At 64.0% G+C, this 16,542-nt stretch carries 13 protein-coding genes, 1 tRNA gene and 1 pseudogene; 3 read left to right on the top strand and 12 right to left on the bottom strand.

The features are described 5' to 3' along the window. Positions 1–171: 171 nt before the first annotated feature. Positions 172–1,373, top strand: a pseudogene (locus O6R08_RS04350) (SLC13 family permease); the annotation flags it as partial. 16 nt (positions 1,374–1,389) lie between these two features. Here the strand turns inward: O6R08_RS04350 and O6R08_RS04345 are convergent. The 5 genes from O6R08_RS04345 to pdxS all read right to left on the bottom strand — a co-directional run bounded on the left by O6R08_RS04345 (position 1,390) and on the right by pdxS (position 6,315). Continuing rightward, positions 1,390–2,748: an APC family permease gene (locus O6R08_RS04345; RefSeq protein WP_271418893.1), complete on the bottom strand. Its 1,359-nt coding sequence runs from the start codon at positions 2,746–2,748 to the stop codon at positions 1,390–1,392. Further along, the gene (gene bioD / locus O6R08_RS04340) at positions 2,745–3,449 is read right to left on the bottom strand and encodes a dethiobiotin synthase (RefSeq protein ID WP_271418892.1); all 705 of its coding nucleotides are present in this window, start codon (positions 3,447–3,449) and stop codon (positions 2,745–2,747) included. The genes O6R08_RS04345 and bioD overlap by 4 nt, the downstream gene beginning before the upstream one ends. Beyond that, positions 3,446–4,783: an adenosylmethionine--8-amino-7-oxononanoate transaminase gene (bioA, locus tag O6R08_RS04335; RefSeq protein WP_271418891.1), complete on the bottom strand. Its 1,338-nt coding sequence runs from the start codon at positions 4,781–4,783 to the stop codon at positions 3,446–3,448. Before bioA ends, bioD begins: the two co-directional genes overlap by 4 nt. 73 nt (positions 4,784–4,856) lie before the next feature. Then, the gene (gene pdxT / locus O6R08_RS04330) at positions 4,857–5,474 is read right to left on the bottom strand and encodes a pyridoxal 5'-phosphate synthase glutaminase subunit PdxT (RefSeq protein WP_271418890.1); all 618 of its coding nucleotides are present in this window, start codon (positions 5,472–5,474) and stop codon (positions 4,857–4,859) included. Between the two features lies 1 nt (position 5,475). After that, positions 5,476–6,315: a pyridoxal 5'-phosphate synthase lyase subunit PdxS gene (gene pdxS / locus O6R08_RS04325; RefSeq protein WP_271419238.1), complete on the bottom strand. Its 840-nt coding sequence runs from the start codon at positions 6,313–6,315 to the stop codon at positions 5,476–5,478. A 146-nt stretch (positions 6,316–6,461) separates the two neighbouring features. Between pdxS and pdxR the strand changes: the two genes are divergently transcribed. Continuing rightward, entirely contained in the window at positions 6,462–7,868 is a 1,407-nt protein-coding gene (pdxR, locus tag O6R08_RS04315; protein ID WP_333907907.1) for a MocR-like pyridoxine biosynthesis transcription factor PdxR, read from the top strand. Between the two features lie 51 nt (positions 7,869–7,919). Here pdxR and cysK read toward each other — a convergent pair whose 3' ends face one another. Continuing rightward, positions 7,920–8,855: a cysteine synthase A gene (gene cysK / locus O6R08_RS04310; RefSeq protein WP_271418889.1), complete on the bottom strand. Its 936-nt coding sequence runs from the start codon at positions 8,853–8,855 to the stop codon at positions 7,920–7,922. 511 nt (positions 8,856–9,366) lie between these two features. Next, entirely contained in the window at positions 9,367–10,260 is an 894-nt protein-coding gene (otsB, locus tag O6R08_RS04305; RefSeq protein ID WP_271419236.1) for a trehalose-phosphatase, read from the bottom strand. A 125-nt stretch (positions 10,261–10,385) separates the two neighbouring features. Here otsB and O6R08_RS04300 point away from each other — a divergent pair, with 125 nt between their 5' ends. Then, positions 10,386–11,789 carry an alpha,alpha-trehalose-phosphate synthase (UDP-forming) gene (locus O6R08_RS04300; RefSeq protein WP_271418888.1) on the top strand — a complete coding sequence of 468 codons (1,404 nt, stop codon included), beginning with the start codon at positions 10,386–10,388 and terminating at the stop codon, positions 11,787–11,789. A 133-nt stretch (positions 11,790–11,922) separates the two neighbouring features. Here O6R08_RS04300 and O6R08_RS04295 read toward each other — a convergent pair. The 5 genes from O6R08_RS04295 to dnaG all read right to left on the bottom strand — a co-directional run bounded on the left by O6R08_RS04295 (position 11,923) and on the right by dnaG (position 16,492). After that, positions 11,923–11,995, bottom strand: a tRNA-Asn gene (locus O6R08_RS04295). 189 nt (positions 11,996–12,184) lie between these two features. Further along, positions 12,185–12,919 (bottom strand): DUF6882 domain-containing protein, encoded by a 735-nt coding sequence (locus O6R08_RS04290; RefSeq protein ID WP_271418887.1) that lies wholly within the window; start codon positions 12,917–12,919, stop codon positions 12,185–12,187. Between the two features lie 275 nt (positions 12,920–13,194). Next, positions 13,195–13,710, bottom strand: a complete 516-nt coding sequence (locus O6R08_RS04285; RefSeq protein ID WP_271418886.1) for a hypothetical protein — start codon at positions 13,708–13,710, stop codon at positions 13,195–13,197. A gap of 4 nt (positions 13,711–13,714) precedes the next feature. After that, entirely contained in the window at positions 13,715–14,527 is an 813-nt protein-coding gene (locus tag O6R08_RS04280) for a sigma-70 family RNA polymerase sigma factor (protein ID WP_271418885.1), read from the bottom strand. 87 nt (positions 14,528–14,614) lie between these two features. Continuing rightward, positions 14,615–16,492: a DNA primase gene (gene dnaG, locus O6R08_RS04275; RefSeq protein ID WP_271418884.1), complete on the bottom strand. Its 1,878-nt coding sequence runs from the start codon at positions 16,490–16,492 to the stop codon at positions 14,615–14,617. Positions 16,493–16,542: the final 50 nt, after the last annotated feature.

Genomic DNA, 16,542 nt, shown 5'->3' with positions numbered 1-16,542 from the left:
GGGTTATGCTGATGGCAGCATCCTCCTCGGTCCCGTTATGGCTATGTGACCGTGCTTCGTGCCAGCCGTCGCCAACACTTTTCGCCGCCCACCGTCACCGCCTTCCGATAGCATTCAGCAGTGACTTCGTGGTTAGCTGAGACACTTGGCGTGGCGGTCCTCGTCACCGTGATGATCTTCGCCCTCGTCCGTCCGCACGGTCTGCCGGAGGCAACGACCGCGGTGCCGGGAGCTCTGCTGCTGTGCCTCGTCGGAACCATCAGTTGGTCCGATGCCGGCCACCAGGTCACCACCATGGGACCTACCGTCATCTTCTTGGCAGCAGTCCTCGCCCTGTCCGAGCTTGCCCGAGCCGAAGGGGTCTTCCGCTACTCCGGCGAGCTCATGGCCACCCACGCAAAATCCTCCTCGAATCGTCTTCTATTGTGGGTCTTCATCGTGGCGTCGGTAACGACGGCGGTTCTCAGCCTCGACACCACCATCGTCCTGCTGACACCGATCGTCCTGACGACGACGAGACGACTCGAGGCCCGACCTGAACCACACCTGTACGCCACCGCACATCTGGCCAATACGGCGTCCCTGTTGCTGCCGGTGTCCAACCTCACAAACCTGCTAGCGGTGGCAGCCGTGCCCGAACTCACCTTCGGACGCTTCACCGCCGTCATGGCCCTGCCATGGCTGTTGTCCATCAGCATCGAATGGTTGGCGATGCACATCGAGTTCCGCGAGGAATTCTTCGGAAAGGTCACCGCAGGGGTCGAAACGCAGCAACGCGCCCCGATCGCAGCCCTCATCATCCTCGGACTCACCTTGGCCGGATTCGCGGTGTGCTCGCTGCTGGGGGCCGAACCTTTCTGGGCTGCTCTGGGAGGCGTCCTCGCCTTGATGGTGCTGAGGCTCGTCCGTCACAGCGGGAACTTCGCAGTCGAGGCCGGACGCGCCCTGCGCGCAACCAAGCCCCTTTTTCTGGCCTTCGTCCTGTGCCTGGGAATCATCGTCGAGGCCGTCGTCGGCAACGGGCTGGGGGACCTTATCGACCGTCTCGTCCCCTCCGGCCAGACCTTGCTCAGCCTGCTGGCCGTCGCCGTCATCGCGGCTCTGTTGTCGAACCTCATCAACAACCTGCCCGCAGTGATGGTTCTTTTGCCCTTCGTCTCCCCCGCCGGGTGGGTCGCAGTGCTGGCCATGCTCATCGGGGTCAACATCGGCCCCAACCTCAGCTACGCCGGATCCCTGGCCACCCTCTTGTGGCGTCGCATCATCGGCGAACATGACCGACCTGCCCACATCGGCAGATTCACCCGGCTGGGTCTGCTCACCGTTCCCGCGAGCATCCTCGTCTCGGTGTGCGCGGTGTGGGCGATAAGCGGCCTCTTCGGGGCGGAATTACGCCTGATGTGAGGCCAGTTTCCCAGCCTGACGTGACCTGTGCGCCCGAGCGATGATCGCACCGATGACACCAGCCGCGAGCCAGCTGAGGCCCACGATCCGCGTCTTCTCCTCGGTCTTCGCCAGGGCGATGAGCAGGGTCAGGGCACCCAGGATCGGGACGACGAGGTGACGCATCCACTTGCGTGAGCCCTCCTTGAACACGCACTGGGCAATGACGTCAGCATGCAGGAAGACGTAGCTCGACAGCGCACCGAAGGTCACCAGGGTCGTCATCGTCTCGACGTGGGAGGCGAAGGTGACGGCCAGGATGGCGGTGACGGTGGCGACGACAACGGTGGCCACCCACGGCACACCCTTGGAACTGGTGCGCGAGAGCACCGAGGGCATCACCTTGTCACGAGCCATGGCGAAGACCAGCCGGGCCGTCGACGAATGGGCGACGACCAGGCAGGCGAAGATGGCGACGAAGGCATTGACGACGGTGAAGATCGAGGTGAACCAGCCCGGGCACACCTGATCGACGGTGCGGTAGAAGGCCCGATCGGTCGCCCCGCCGGGAGCGAAGTGCATGGTGTCAGAGACCAGACCGGCGGCCAACACCTGCACCCCGAAGAGGACGGCCAGCAGGCCGACGAGGAGGAGGGTGACGATGCCGACGGCTTGGCCTCCCCCACGGGCCTCCTCGTTCAGGGTGGCGACAGCGTCGAAACCGAGGTAGCTCAGCGCGGCTATGGACACCGCCGAGGCCACCGACACCCACGACGTCCCCGGATGCCAACTCCACGCCACGTCGCCACTGGCCAACCCTTGCCCGACGCACACCAGGAAGACGGCGATCGTCACCAACTGGATGGCCAGCAGGACGAGGCCAAGTCGGATGGTGACCGTCGCCCCTTGCAGGTTGAGGGCCATGGAGGCCAGCACGAAGACCACGGCGAAGATTCCCGTCGGGACGCTGGGCCAGATGTGGGCCAGGGCGACGGCCGAGAGCACCGTCAACAAGGAAGGCATGAGGATGTAGTCAAGCAGGATGAGCCATCCGGCGATGAACCCGGGGAATCGCCCCAGGGAGAACCGGGTGTACCCGTACACCGATCCGGCAACTGGAAAGCGCAGGGCCATCTCGCGATAGCTGATGGCCGAGAGTCCCATGACGGCAGCGGCCACCAGGTACACCAGCACCGGTACCCCACCGGAGCGGTTGACCACCGGGCCGACGACGGCGACCGGGGCCATCGGGACGAAGAAGAGCAGTCCGTAGACCAACAGCGAACCGAGGGGAAGCTGACGGTTCAGACTGGGCTGGTAGCCCAGGTCCTCCAACTGGGAGTCGGGGGCGAGGGTTACGCTCACTGAGTTTCTCCCAGTGTCAGGGCCGTCCGCTGAACGGCGCCGGGGTCTTTCCCAATGCCGGCCGGAATGACTCCAGCCAATGGGGCTCCGGCGGCATCCTCAATCTCCTCGAGGTTGCACCTCTCTGCCAGGTCAGGGTCGGCCGGCCAGGACCCGATGATGATGGCGTCGACCTGATGCCCACGATCACGAATGGCATTGCAGGTGAGCCCGGTGTGGTTGAGGGTGCCCAGCCCCGAGCGGGTTGCGACGATGACGTGGGGTTCGTGGCCACGGCGTTTCAGAGCATCCATGAGGTCCAGGACAGTGGCGCCGTCATTGTCCAGACCGACGAGAACTCCCCCGGCTCCCTCGACGAGGGTGACGTCGTGACCATCAGAGTCGACGAGAACCCGGGCGGCAACCTCGTCAATGGAAGGAATCGTCATGCCTGCGCGAGCAGCCGAGGTCGTCGGAGCCAGTGGCTCGGGGCACCGCACGTACTCAAGCAGATTCTCCCGATCAATACCTGCCAAACGGCCGGCGTCATGGACGTCGCCGGGCTCCCCGGGAGCCAAACCCGTTTGGTAGGGCTTGATGATGAGGACGTCCTTGCCGGCCTGCTTCAGCGCTGAGGCAATGACAGCGGTGGTGACGGTCTTGCCAGCGTCGGTATCGGTTCCGGTGACGACGACGATCCCGTCGAGATCGGTGATCTTCATGACTCCTCCAGTGACATATTTTCCAGCTGGTCGGTGACGACCGCCCGCATTCCAGCGGCCATCTGCACGAGGTCGTCCTCGGTACAGATGTAGGGCGGCATGGCGTACACGAGGTCGCGGAAGGGACGCAGCCACACCCCGTGCTCGACAGCGGTGCGGGTGGCTCGCCTCATGGCGATCGGGGTGTCGATCTGGACAGCTGCGACAGCTCCGAAGACGCGCACCTCGGTGACACCGTCAAAGTCTCGCAGCGCAGCCAGTTCACGGGTCATCACCGCATTGATCCGGGTGACGTCGTCCCGCCAGCCGCCCTGGGCGACGATACCCAGGCTGGCCGCGGTGACGGCGCTGGCCAACGGATTACCCATGAAGGTCGGCCCGTGCATGAGGGACCCGCCCGGGCCCCTGCTGACTTCGGTGGCCAGCTCGTCGGAGCACACCACGGCCGACTGGGTCATGTACCCGCCAGTCATGGACTTCCCGACGACCATGATGTCGGGCACGATGTCAGCCCACTGGCAGGCGAAAAGTTTGCCGGTCCGACCGAATCCGGTGGCAACCTCGTCAGCGATGAGCACGAGGTCCAGGTCGTCGGCGCGCTGGCGAAGGTGTTTGAGACATGCCGGGGACCACGGCCACATGCCTCCCGCCCCCTGCAGGATCGGCTCGGCGATGATTCCGGCCAGCTCGTCACGGTGGGCGTCGAGGATCTCGTCAGCCTGGGCGCACCAGGTCTCGACGGCCTCGGCGTCGGCGTCGAAGGCGGGCGGACGGGGCAGGAAGAGCTGCTGGGGAATTGAGTCGGAAAACATGGCGTGCATCCCGCCAACCGGGTCGCACACGCTCATGGCACCGAGGGTGTCGCCGTGGTAGGCGCCACGCAGCGCGGCAATGCGAGTACGAGTGAGGGTGCCGCCGCGAGCAGCGGTACGCGCGATCTGTACCTGACGAGCCAGTTTGAGGCTCACTTCGACTCCCACCGAGCCTGAGTCGGCCAGGAAAACCCGATCCAGCGGGTCTGGGGCGAGGTTGACCAGGGCCTCGACGGCGTCAACAGCGGCTTGGTGAGTGAGACCACCGAACATGACATGGCTGAACTGGCGGCTCTGACGATTCAAGGCCTCGTCGAGGACCCGGTTGCGATAACCATGGATCTGGCACCACCACGAGGCCATGCCATCAATGACCTCGTAGCGGCGATCCCCGTCATGAAGCTGCAACCGAACTCCGTCGGCCCCCGTGACGGCAAGCATCGGATCGGCGCCAACCGTCGGAGCGTAGGGGTGCCAGACATGACGCCTGTCGTATTCGAGAAGGTGCTGTTCAGGACTCACAGCGAAGAATGCTAATCGTCACCCTTGAACAGTGTTCAGGAGGGGCAGTGTTCAAGAGGGCGGACGTGTCGACTCAAGCCGCACTCAGACTCCTGCCCGACACCTGCTCCAGCCAGGCCCGGTGAACGCGATCATCTGTGGTCTCCTCAGGGTGGAAGGACAAGGCGAGGATGGCCCCCTGCCTCACCCCGACGATGGCGCCGCTGGCCTCCCCGGCCTCGTCGGGCAGCCTTGAGATGATCTGGACGTCAGACCCAGTACGGGTGACGACCGGGGCTCGAATGAAGGTGGCCGGGATCGCCTCCCCCACCCCGTTGATGTCCACATGTCCCTCGAAGGAGTCGAGCTGGGAGCCGAAGGCGTTACGACGCACGGAGACGTCGAGCAGCCCGAGGGTCTGCTGATCCTTGGCAGCGTCCTCGAGCTCCTGGGCCAAGACGACCAGACCGGCGCAGGTGGCCAGCACCGGCAGACCCCCGGCGATGGCCTCGCGCAGCGGATCGGCGAGCCCGAAGGAGCGCATCAGCTTGTCGATGACCGTCGACTCCCCGCCAGGCAGGACGATCCCGTCGAGTCCAACCAGATCAGCCTGTCGACGGACTCGACGCGTGGTCGCACCGAGGGATTCGAGAACCTCAATGTGCTCAGCGAATCCACCTTGCAGGGCGACGACCCCGATGAGCGGGGCCACCTCACCAACCCCGCTCGGCAAGACGATGCGGTGCCGGCACGTCAGCTACGTTGATGCCGACCATGGCCTCACCCAGTCCACGGGAGACCTCGGCAATGGTGTCGGGATCGTCATAGGCCGTCGTGGCCTTGACGATGGCAGCAGCACGAGCAGCCGGGTTGCCGGACTTGAAGATGCCCGAGCCGACAAAGACTCCCTGGGCACCCATCTGCATGACGAGGGCGGCGTCAGCCGGGGTAGCCACACCACCGGCGACGAAGAGCACCACCGGGAGCTCACCGGTGCGAGCCACCTCAGCGACGAGGTCGTAGGGAGCCTGAAGCTCCTTGGCGGCGACGTAAAGCTCGTCAGGAGACATGCTGGCCAGACGTGCCATCTCGGCTCGAATGGTACGCAGGTGACGGACGGCCTCGGAGACGTCACCGGTGCCGGCCTCCCCCTTGGAGCGGATCATAGCGGCCCCCTCGGTGATGCGGCGCAAGGCCTCGCCCAGGTTGGTGGCGCCGCAGACGAAGGGGACGTCGAAAGCCCATTTGTCGATGTGATTGGCGTAGTCAGCCGGGCTGAGTACCTCGGACTCGTCGATGAAGTCCACCTTGAGGGATTCGAGCACCTGGGCCTCGACGAAGTGACCGATACGCGCCTTGGCCATCACTGGGATGGAGACGGCGTCGATGATTCCCTCGATGAGGTCGGGATCACTCATCCGGGCCACTCCACCCTGGGCACGAATGTCCGCGGGGACGCGCTCGAGGGCCATGACGGCGCAGGCCCCGGCGTCCTCGGCGATCCTTGCTTGCTCAGGGGTGACGACGTCCATGATGACCCCGCCCTTGAGCATGTCAGCCAGTCCGCGCTTGACCCGCGTGGTTCCCGTCGAGGTTGCAGTCGTGTTCTGAGTCATGCACTCCATACAACCGATACCGATGGTCCATGACAAGATCCATATATGACCACTTTTGTTGGACCACTTTTGGGGTGGATGAGATGAGACCGGACCTCGTCGTCGACGTCCCCCTGGACCTGCCTGCCGACTCCCGCCCACTCCCGGTGCGGATCTGTGAAGGGATGCGCGAACTCATCATGGACGGGGTTCTTGCCCCTGGCGACCACCTGCCAAGCACCAGGGCGTTGTCGGCTCAGCTCGCAGTCTCCCGGGGCACTGTCGTCGCCTCCTACGAACAGCTGGAGGCCGAAGGGTATCTCGTCGCGTCGAGCGGGTCAGGAACCCAGGTCAATCTCGATTTACGGGGTCTCCATCGACGCTCTGCCACCCCGACCCCTCCCCCACCTCCTCGCCACCACCACGGAATCGATTTGACTCCGGGAGCGCCCGACACCTCCGGGTTGGCGAACTCGGCATGGCGGTCAGCGTGGCGTCGTGCCTGCGTCCAGCCGCGCCGGATCACCGATCCGCTGGGGTCTCCTCGGCTGCGTCATGAGATCGCTGAACACCTGCGTCAGATGCGAAGCCTGCTCGCCGATCCTCGACACGTCGTCGTCACTGGCGGCGCTCGCGCTGGTCTCGCCGAACTCATTCAGGTGCTCTGCGATGGGTCTGGGTGCCTGACGGTCGGGGTCGAGAGCCCTGGGTACCCCAGCCTGAGGAAGGTGCCGACGGCGCTTGGCCATCGCATCATCGGACTGCCGACTGACGATCAGGGACTCGACCCCGACGGCCTTCCGACCGGAGGTGATGCGAGGAATGTCGATGCGGTGCTCGTCACACCGAGTCACCAGTACCCCTGGGGAGGGTCCTTGTCGGCGAGTCGTCGTGCTGCCGTCATCGAGTGGGCCGAGAGTGCGGGTTGTTGGATCATCGAAGACGACTTCGACTCCGAGCTGCGTCACGTCGGCGCCCCCCTGCCAGCGTTGGCTTCCCTGGATGCCCAGCACACCATTGTGCTGGGAACCTTCTCCTCGGTGCTGACCCCTGCCCTGGGCTGTGGGTATCTGGTGGTCCCGCCTGAGTTGGTCGGCCCTTTCGCCCGGCAGCGTCAGGCCACCGGCCAACCCGTTGCGGCCATCGTCCAGGAGGCCGTCGCCGATTACCTGTCGACCGGGGCGTTGCGGCGTCGCACTCAGCGGATGCGCCAGGTGTACCGACGTCGACGCGACACCGTCATCGACATTCTCGGGTCGGTGCCAGGTGCGACCTTGCAGCCGATCGACGGCGGATTGCACGCGGTGTTGCGTGTTGACGGCTGTGAGGAGGAGGTCGTCGAGGGTTGTCGTCGTGAGGGGGTGGGGGTCACACCGTTGTCGACCTACTGGGGATCGACCGACGCCGACGCGGCCGGGATCGTGCTGGGTTTCGGAAGCCACGACGACGACACCCTGGCAGCAGCCTTGACGACGATCGCCCGGGTGGTCGCCGACCGCACCGGCTCATGACGCAACTCGGCCGGCACCCTGTGGGGTACCGGCCGAACGTCGGATCAATCGTCAGTCGACGAGGCCCTCGAAGAGAGCGGTCGACAGGTAACGCTCACCGGTATCGGCGATGACGACGACGATCGTCTTGCCGGCAAACTCCGGACGAGCGGCTACCTGGCCGGCGGCCTGCAGAGCGCCGCCACCGGAGATACCGGTGATGATGCCCTCCTCGGCGGCGGCGCGGCGGGCCAGTGCGATGGCCTCGTCACCAGGGACCAGAAGAATCTCGTCGACGACGGACGTGTCGAGGTTTTCCGGCACGAAGCCCGGGCCCCAGCCCTGAATCTTGTGCGGGGCCTTCTCGCCCTTGGTGATGACCGGGGACTCGGCGGGCTCGGCGCCGAAGGTCTTCACCTCAGGATTCTTGGCCTTGAGGTACTTACCGGCACCGCTGATGGTGCCGCCAGTGCCGATGCCTGCGACGATGGCGTCAACCTTGCCGTCAGTATCGTTCCAAATCTCCTCGCCGGTGGTGTCGTGATGGACCGCCGGGTTGGCCGGGTTGTCGAACTGGCTGGCCAGGATGGCGCCGGGGGTTTCCTTGACGATCTCTGCGGCCTTGGCGTTGGCTCCCGGGACGCCGTCAGCCCCCGGGGTGAGCACGAGTTCGGCGCCCAGGAGGCGAATGATGGCGCGACGCTCCTTGGACATCGTCTCGGGCATGGTGATGATGACCTTGTAGCCGCGCGCTGCACCGACGAGGGCCAGGCCGACGCCGGTGTTGCCGGAGGTGGCCTCGACGATGGTTCCGCCCGGCTTGAGCTGCCCGGAGGCCTCAGCGGCGTCGATGATCGACTTGGCGATACGGTCCTTGACGCTGGAGGCGGGGTTGAAGAACTCCAGCTTGGCCAGCACGGTGGCCTGTGACTCCGGGAAGAGCTTGTTGATCTTGACCAGCGGGGTGTTGCCGATGAGTTCGGTGACGTCGTGAGCGATCTTTGCCATGGTGTGAGTCCTTTCGGTTGAGGTTGGGGTAAGTGGTGTTGACAAAACGGCTGTTGTGGGTGGGTTCGTGTGGGTCATGCCTTTTCGACGATGATCGTCCAGCCGGCATCACCCGCCTTGAGAACGTAGATAACTGGGTAGCCGGCCGTGGGAACCCATACCTGGCGAAAAGCGTCGATCACGGGCGAGCGCGTTGCATAACAAAGGCGCCAGGTGCAGGTGGGATCAACCCAGGATCAGCAACAACACTGACAGGTCGAACACACCATCATGGTGGAGTTCATGACCGATCGACCGGCACGATGACCCCAGACACGGCGTGTGTTCACCTTCTCGTCCTTCCATTCATGAACCATGATTGATGATTCCGTCGTGACGTTCCTCGGCTCTTCAGAGGATACCGGGCAGGCTGTGTCACAACGGTCGTCAATGGCATCTGAATTCAGACAAGCACAGTTGGCTTGATGTTTCAAGAAAACCGTGATTTTGTCTTAGCTTCTGAGATCTCGTCTCACTTTGTAGAACACACCTGGTCTGCGAGAGCTTCCAGGAAGGCAGAGATTCCCTCCGTCTGATCGCAGATGATGTCGGCGTGATCGGCCATTGACGGCTGCTCATCGGAGTAACTGACGACGCGGGCACCGGGGTGGCCCTGCCCAATCCACTCCGAGATGACGTCGAGGGCCGGGACATCACCCAGATCATCGCCGCACATGATGACCACACGCGGGGTCACCTCGTCGATGAGCTCTCGCAGGGCCTGGGCCTTGGTGGTGACGGCAGACTTGAGTTCGATGATGTTGCGGCCGTCCTCGCAGTGGAGACCCAGTTCCTCGGCGATCTGGCGGACTCGCGGCACTGCGGTGGTCAAGGCATGGGCTGGATCAGCCGCACGCCGGGTGTGCAGAGCCACGGCGCGACCCTTGTCCTCGATCCGGCACCCGGCGTCACGGGGATCGTGCTGGGCAAGCTCATCAATGAGTTGTTCAAGACGGCCCTTGGCGATGCGTATCGACTCGGGCACTTCGGGGTCTCGGAGAGCCCCGGAGGCGGCGTCATAACGCTCGACCCCGTACTGCCCCAGCACCACCAGGTGCTCCAGACCGGGAACCTCGTCGACGCTGGTCATGCGTCGCACTGCGGCCACCTCGCGGCCCGTGACGATGGCCATGATGGCGAGCTTGCCGTCCATCCGTGACATCGCATGTCGGGATTCCTCTGCCATGGCTGAGTCTGCGGGATCGTCGACGATGGGGGCCAAGGTGCCGTCAAAGTCCAATGCGAGCAGCACTGAACCCGGATCGGCGGCGACGGCGTCGAGAAGGCCCCTCCCGGCCTCGGTGAGAGGGGTCCACGACTTTTCGGCTGGGGCACGACGGTCAGTCATGGTCCCATCGTCACACATCTGAGTCCCGTGGCGGGCACTCAGCAGACAAATCACAAGGATCATCTTCAGGTGGGAACTACTGCTTGATAGCGTGAAAGCGGGCCTGCTGTTCGGCAGGACCTGCATGAGAGGTGTGATCAGACATGTCGGAGACCGTCCAGGACAAGGTTGATTTCCTTGTCATCGCCAACCGCTTGCCCGTGGACCGGAAGGTCGACGATGACGGCAATGTCAGCTGGCAGTCCTCCCCCGGTGGTCTGGTGACCGCGCTTGAGCCGGTCATGCAGCGCAAGGGCGGCGCATGGATTGGATGGCATGGTGCCCCGGACGAAGTCGTCGACCCCTTCCACCATGACGGCTACGACATCCATCCGGTGCCGCTGAGTGCCCAGGAGGTCGAGGAGTACTACGAGGGTTTCTCCAACGCCACCTTGTGGCCGCTGTACCACGACTGTGTCGTTGAGCCGGTCTTCCACCGCGAGTGGTGGGACGCCTACCAGAAGGTCAACAAGCGGTTCGCCGAACAGGCTGCCGAGCAGGCTGCCGAGGGCGCCACGGTGTGGGTGCAGGATTACCAACTCACCCTCGTGCCCATGTACCTGCGCCAGATGCGTCCCGACTTGCGCATTGGGTTCTTCCTCCACATTCCGTTCCCGCCGATTGAGCTCTACAGCCGTCTGCCGTGGCGTGAGGAGCTCGTCGAGGGTCTTCTGGGAGCCGATCTCGTCGGATTCCAGACTCCCGGCGCCGCCGCCAACTTCCTGCGTCTGGCCAAGCGTCGTCCCGGTGTCACAACCTCCCGAGGCAAGGCCCACACCCGTGACGGACGTGACGTCATCGTCCGTGACTTCCCGATCTCGATCGATTCGCGTGGATTCCACGAACTGGCCACCTCCGAGAAGGTTCAGGCCGAGGCCGACAAGTTGCGTGAGGATCTGGGGAACCCGGAGACGATCATCTTCGGCGTGGATCGCCTGGACTACACCAAGGGTCTTCGCCAGCGCATCCGGGCCGTCGGAGAGTTGTTCAAGGAAGGCAAGCTCGATCCTGACGAGGTCGTCTTCCTGCAGTTGGCCACCCCGTCGCGCGAGCGTGTCGAGGAATACAAGATCTTGCGCGACGACATCAACCTCCTCGTCGGACAGATCAACTCGAAGGTGGGGACGATCGCCAGGCGAGCACTGGTCTACCGCAATAAATCGGTGCCCCGCGACGTCCTTGCTGCGATGTACCAGGTGGCTGATCTCATGCTCGTCACCCCGGTGCGCGACGGGATGAACCTTGTCGCCAAGGAGTACATCGCCTGCCGGTCCAACGATGATTCGGCCTTGGTGCTCTCCGAGTTCGCAGGCGCCGCCCGGGAGCTCAAGCAGGCCTACATGGTCAACCCCTACGACATCGACGGCATGAAGGCCACGATCATGCAGGCCCTCACGGATTCCCCGAAGGTCAAGGCCCGCAAGATGCGCTCGATGCGTCGTCAGGTTTTCGACAAGACGATTGACGTCTGGGCCGACGACTTCCTCACAGAGCTGGAAGGTCGCTGAGCGGCAGGCTCAAGAGTCGGCACGTGGGAGTGGTCGATCGGTGTGACACCGACCGGCCACTCCCACGTCGATGATCGGCGCCGTCTGGGCATGGAAAATCCCAGATCCATGATCGGATCTGGGATAGTGTACGCTCCCCCGACTGGACTCGAACCAGTAACCCTCTGATTAACAGTCAGATGCTCTGCCAATTGAGCTACAGGGGATCAGCGCCCCGGCGCGAGATAGAACACTAGCAGCACCCTTTGACACATGCCAAATCGCGACGGCACTCACAGAGTTACCCCCGGGAAACGCTGAAGTGGCAGGCCCGGCGCTGCCCATCCGACTGGCAGGTTAGCCCGAAGCTCACCGCCGCCGTAGCCCTGGGCAACGCCGAGTAGGCCTGGGCGTCACTACTCGTCGAAGGTGCGTAGCCCATCCTTGCTGCGCTCGTCGACGATGAACCGCATCATCGCGACGCGCCGCTGATCGTCGAGCCCGATCTCGAGGCTGCCGTCGGAGCAGTCGATGACCAAGCCCTGCTGAGTGCCACGGCCCGAAACACCCGGGCGCATGTCGAGGTAGGCGGCGAGCGCGTCGACGTGGTTGTGTACCGATCCGCTGGAGATCGCATTGCCAATCGCGCGCTGAACAGCCACCACTTGCGAGGGGCCGAGATCGAAGCCCTCGATCAGGTAGTACGCCTCACCGTACTGCGAGGGGATGCGATAAAAGTTACCGTTACCTGTGGTGCGCACCGCACTGGATGCGATGCGTGCAGCCGTCTGTTCATCGGGCACGGGGATGCTGGGCGTCAAGAACTCGGGGACGTGGGCCGCCTCCCCGAACCTGCGCACGTTCTGAGCGACGGTGATCGCTTCCTCCGGGAATCCGTTGATGTTTTCCCAGCCCCACAGGAAGGTGTTGGAGACGTTGGAGAAGGTACCGAGGAAATGCGCGCGATACACAAGGCCGAGGTCTGCCATGCGCATGGCAGGGAAAGGCTGGGCAAAAAGGTCGATGGAAACTTGCCTGGAGGATCGGTGACGGTCGTAGAAGGCGAGCGTCGTCTCTTGGAGAAGGATCGAGGCCTGCTCGACGAGTTGTTCCAGACAGTCTCGATTGTTGTCCAAAGAGATGGATGGCATGTTCTCAATCTAAGCGACGGGTAACCTAATGTGCCACGAATCGGGAGTTATTGCCGCTGCGCTAGCCTGCCGATGGCCACAATCGACCCGCACCTGGCCCCGATCCGAGCCAACGACACGATGCGGGCCAACGAGACGACCCAGGCCAAGACCTCGACGAAACCGGGCACCCTGCTGCGCACCTCGATCACGCGGCGCAAAACCGGCAACAAGGTCAAAGCCGAAGCCGGCTTCTTCGAAGTCGACACCGAGCCCGGCCACAGACGTCGTGGCCGTCAGTTCCACTCCTTCTTGAGAGCCTCGGTGGCCTCCAACACCGTCTGGCGAGTCTCGGGATCATTGAGGTCTGCAGAACCCCGAGCCATCGCGGTCCACGTGATGGCGCCCTGTGGATCGCCCAAGTGTCCGGCCGGAATACGCCCGGCGATGAGGACGTCTCCTCCACGCACCGGGACGGTTCGAGTTGCCGCTATCGACTCGGTGACTCGCGCTCGGAACACCTCGGGGATCTTGCCGGGCTTCTCGAGCACCACATGGGCACCAGATCCGTCCAGGAAATCCCAGGTCAGGGTCGAGGTGTCACCATTCCACCCGCCGTGGACGATCTCGTGCCAGGCCACTGCGGAGTCCGTCTCCTCGGTCAGGACCACGAGTCCTTCCGTCACCGCGATGACGGTAGCTTCCTCCCCCTTACCGCTGGCGAGCACCATGACGTCGTCAAACCCGAGAACGGCTCGCACCCGGGTCATCTCCTCACGGCTCGGCCCTCTCGTCCACCACATGACGCCCATCCTGTCACACCGTCCCAGCCCGCCTCATGCGATGACGCAGGCGGTCGAGGGCACGCTGCTCAATGCGTCTGACGCTGGATGCCGAGATCCCCAGTTCTTCACCAACGGCTTCAAAGGTCATGGGATCCCCCTCGAATCCGTGACGCAGGGCCACGACACGCCGTTCCTGTCCTGGTAGCGCGGCGAGCAGGTGTAATTCCCGACTCACCGGCTGATCGTGAGGATCAGCCACGTATTCCACAACGGCGCTGTCGATCTGCCAGCACTCACCGCGTCGCTGCTCGACCCACATGATGTCCTTGCCCATGCGCGCGGCAATCGCCTCGCTGCTGGGCACCTGCTGGGTTCGCATCGTCAATTCTTCCTCAACCCGGGCCACCTCCGCCGACTCCCTCATCGCGGCCCGTGACCTCGCGCCGCGAAGACGCACGATCTCCTCACCGATACGACGACGAATCCAGGTCCAGGCCACCGTCGAGAACCGAGCCCCGCGACGCTCGTCGTAGCGCTCGATGGCCTCCCCCAACCCCACGCAGCCGACCTGGACCAGGTCCTCGAAGCTGCACCCATGGGTTGAGGCCGCTTGACGGGCCTGGGTGAGCACCATGGCGAGCATCTGTCGCCACAGCATCTGCCTTGCCGCCGCCCCGTCATCAGAGATCGCGGTCAATTCGGCGACGGTGACCGGCGTCGAGGCCAGGAATCGTCCGGACAAGATGGCGTCAGCGGTGACTCCGGCATCAAGTCTGCGAAACAGCTCACGCTCGTCAGCGGGGTCCAGGGCGACGACACCATCGATGAAATCGGTGTATCTCATGGTCTGACGATGACGCGCCGCACACCTGGGGTGGAACCCTGGTCCGCCGATCTGTGGACACCACGAGAATTGTCCACAGATGTCACATCAGGCTGAGGTCGCTCCACCAGCAAGGATGAGACTCTTGCGCAATGCCTCCAAGGCCACCAGGTCGGAGAACATTGCGTCGTAGAGTTTGCGATCCTGGTTCGGGTTGGTGCGCTGCAAGCGGGACTTGAGGTTGGCGATGTCGTCAGTGACCGACAGCAATCGCACCCGCGCGGCATAGGCAGCGGCGTAGCTGCGGTCGGGGTCCTCGCGCAGCACAGGCTCAACGAGGAGGGCCACCTCCAGCTGTTTCACCTGGGGGTCGCTGGTGGCTTCACCGACCTTCTCGGCCCACCTGTCCTGACCCCGTGGTACGGACAGGATCGCCTCGAATACCGCCCGGTAGGCGGGGTGGCGTAGGTCCTCGACCTCGACCTGATCCCACTCCTCGTCGAACAGCTCGGGATACTGCAGGGCCAGCTTGAGGAACCCGCGCTCCACGGCCAAGGACATGTCGGCCGGGTCGGGCCACGGAATACCGGCGGGCTGCTGGGGCTGATCCTGAGAAGGTGGCATCACCGTCAGCTCTGGCTCACGGTGATGCTGCTTGCCAGCACGAGACACCTCACGACGCACCACGTCGATGTCGGCTCCCACCACCTGGGACAGCTCGCGCAGGTAACCGTCAACCAGGGACTGGTCACGAATACTCGTCACGAGTGGGGCTGCCGCCCGGATCGCGGCGAGACGTCCGTCCGCCCGGTCGAGGTCGAACTGGCCGACGGTGTTCTCCATGACGTAGCGGTACAACGGCACCCGTCGGGCCACCAGCTCCCTGACGGCCTCGGGGCCGCGCTGCATGAGCAGGTCGCATGGATCGAGTCCGGTGGGTTCGATGGCCACGTACGTCTGGGCGGAGAACTGCTTGTCATCGCGAAAGGCCTTGAGGGCAGCCTTCTGGCCGGCGGCGTCACCGTCGAAGGTGAAGATGACCTCGCCGTTGAGAGAGCCGCTGTTGCCCATGAGACGCTGGATGAGTCTGGCGTGGTCCTCGCCGAATGCCGTGCCACACGCTGCAACAGCTGTGTCGACGCCGGACAGGTGCGCCGCCATGACATCGGTGTATCCCTCGACGATGACGGCCTGACTCTTCTTGCCGATGTTGGCTCGAGCCATGTCAAGGCCGTAGAGAACGTGGGATTTCTTGTAGACCGGGGTCTCCGGCGTGTTGACGTACTTTGCCGGCAGACGATCATCGTCGTAAACCCGTCTGGCCCCAAAGCCCAGGACCGACTTCCCGGAATCTTTGATCGGCCACAGAACCCGCCCCTGGAAGAAGTCCCAACCCTGGGAACGCACCAGACCCGATTCGATGAGAACTTTGGGGGTGAACCCCTTCGCCAGCAGATAGTCACGCAGTACGTGCCCGCCGCGCGGCGCATATCCCATCCCGAATTGCACCGCGGCATCGGGGGAGAATCCGCGTCCGGCGACGAAGTCTCGGGCGATCTGGCCCTCCTTCGTCGACATCTGAGCCTGGAAAAACTCCGCGGCCGCATCATTGGCGGCCAGAATTTGCATGCGCAGTCCTGGTTCCAGACCGGGACGGCCGTCATCGACGATGCGCAGCTGAACCCCGACCTTGTCGGCAAGACGCTGGACGGCCTCGGCGAAGGTCAGGTTGTCGATCTTCTGGACGAAGGAGATCGTGTCACCGCCTTCTCCACAACCGAAGCAGTAGAACAGTCCGCGAGAGGGGGTCACCTGGAAACTGGGTGTCTTCTCGTCGTGAAAAGGACACAGCCCCTTGAGGGAACCGCCGCCGGCGTTGCGCAGGGCGACGTACTCACCAACAACCTCGTCGATCCGCGCTCGTTCCCGGACCAGCGCGATGTCCTCCTCGTTGATCCGGCCAGCCATGCTCATGATCCTACCCATCTGCCTAGGTGATGCTAACCAAGCATGCGGGTGGGCCGGATTGGTGCCAA

This window comes from Cutibacterium equinum (genome assembly GCF_028021195.1).
In the GTDB taxonomy this organism is placed as follows: domain Bacteria; phylum Actinomycetota; class Actinomycetes; order Propionibacteriales; family Propionibacteriaceae; genus Cutibacterium; species Cutibacterium equinum.
This window is presented reverse-complemented; position numbering and strand designations above follow the sequence as displayed.